Origin of the sequence: Actinomadura logoneensis, assembly GCF_003428695.1 — a bacterium.
Taxonomy (GTDB): Bacteria; Actinomycetota; Actinomycetes; order Streptosporangiales; family Streptosporangiaceae; genus Spirillospora; species Spirillospora logoneensis.
This window is the reverse complement of sequence record NZ_QURH01000524.1, coordinates 1-1,444: the sequence shown is the minus strand read 5'-3', so window position 1 is coordinate 1,444 and position 1,444 is coordinate 1. Positions and strand designations below refer to the sequence as shown.

General features: G+C 79.6%; 2 protein-coding genes. One reads left to right on the top strand and one right to left on the bottom strand.

From position 1 onward, the window contains the following. Positions 1-1,066 (top strand): NHL repeat-containing protein (locus tag DZF91_RS40180; RefSeq protein ID WP_199486843.1); only part of this gene is annotated, 1,066 nt, incomplete at its 5' end. 83 nt (positions 1,067-1,149) lie between these two features. Here the strand turns inward: DZF91_RS40180 and DZF91_RS23805 are convergent. Continuing rightward, positions 1,150-1,444, bottom strand: a 295-nt coding sequence (locus DZF91_RS23805) for a CbiX/SirB N-terminal domain-containing protein (RefSeq protein ID WP_328589203.1), incomplete at its 5' end; no start/stop codon positions are given.

The following is a 1,444-nucleotide window of genomic DNA, read 5'->3' as shown; positions in this document are numbered from 1 at the left end:
GGCCGGGCAGGTCCGCGCCGGGCTGGACGCGAGCGCGTCCGGCGGCGCGCCGGCCGTGCGGGTGCTCGGCCGGGTGGACCTGCCGTCCGGCGGCGAGCAGTCCGCGCACCTGGGGGCCCTCGCCGCCGCGCAGGGCACGGTCTGGGTCACCGGGACGCAGGGCCCGCTCGGCAAGGCGGGCTCGCCGACCGGGATCGTCCTGCGCTACCGGGACGGACGCCTCACCCGCCTGGACGCGCCGTTCCCCCAGGGCCACAGCGAGGGCGGCGACATCGCGGCGGCCGGCGGCCGGGCATGGACGCTCGCGACCGACCGGGACGCCACCGCGCTGTTCGGCACCGACGGCCGCACCTGGGAGCGGGACGCCCGGCCGGCCCGCGGCGGACTCACTCCCTACGCGGTCGCCGCCACCGGCGACCGCGACGTGTGGGTCGCCGCGACCGCGCCGGGGACGCACGACGCCAAGGCGATCCCGGCCCTGCTGCACTACGACGGCACCACCTGGCGGAAGAGGGACAAGGGCGTCGGAGGAGACCGCAGGCTGAACCTGTTCGCCCTCACCGCCCGCGCCGCCGACGACGTGTGGGTGGCCGGTGAGCGTTCGCTCGGCGGCGGGAAGCTGGACGCCACCCCGTTCCTCGCCCGCTGGGACGGCCGCGCCTGGCACCGCCAGAGCACACCCGTCCGCCTCGGCTACGTCCGCGCCGTCGCCCCGGTGAGTCGGACGGACGCCTGGGCCGTCGGCGGCACCGGATGCTCCTGCTCGTCCACGGCCGGGCCGCTCGTCCTGCGCCGCGACGGCGCCTCCTGGCGGCGGGCCGCGACGGCCGGGCTCCGGCGCGCGCTCGGCTCGGTCGTCCCGGACGGACGCGGCGGCCTCTGGGCGGCCGAGGACGGCGGACGGCTCGTCCACTTCGACGGCCACCGGTGGCGGGCCGCCGCTCTCCCCGGCTCGGCGGAGGCCACCGCCGTCGCCCGCGACGCCCGGACCGGCCGGATCTACGCGATCGCGGACGAGCCCGAGCGGAACGCGCGCGTCACGGCCCTCCTCCTCGCCCTCGGCTGACGCCCGGCACGGTACGGCACGGCCGAGGCCGCGCCGCCCGCGCCGCGCCGCGCTGTACGCGTCCCGGGTCGTCGGTCGTGCGGTCAGACCGCCACGTCCACCTCGGCCCGGGGAAGAGCCTCCTCGTAGCGGCGGACGACCAGCTCGGCGACCTCGGGGGCGTCGCCGAGCGCGGCCGAGACCGCCGCCGCGCCCGCCGCCAGCGACGCGTCCCGCACCTTGTCGGTGAAGAAGCCGGGCGCCAGGAAGTACGACGCCACGACGACGCGGGGCGCGCCCGCGTCCCGCAGCGCCGCGACCGCCTCACCCGGCGACGGACGGGCCGCCGACGCGTACGCGGGGACGACGCCGCGCCAGCCGCGCGCCCGCCACGACCTC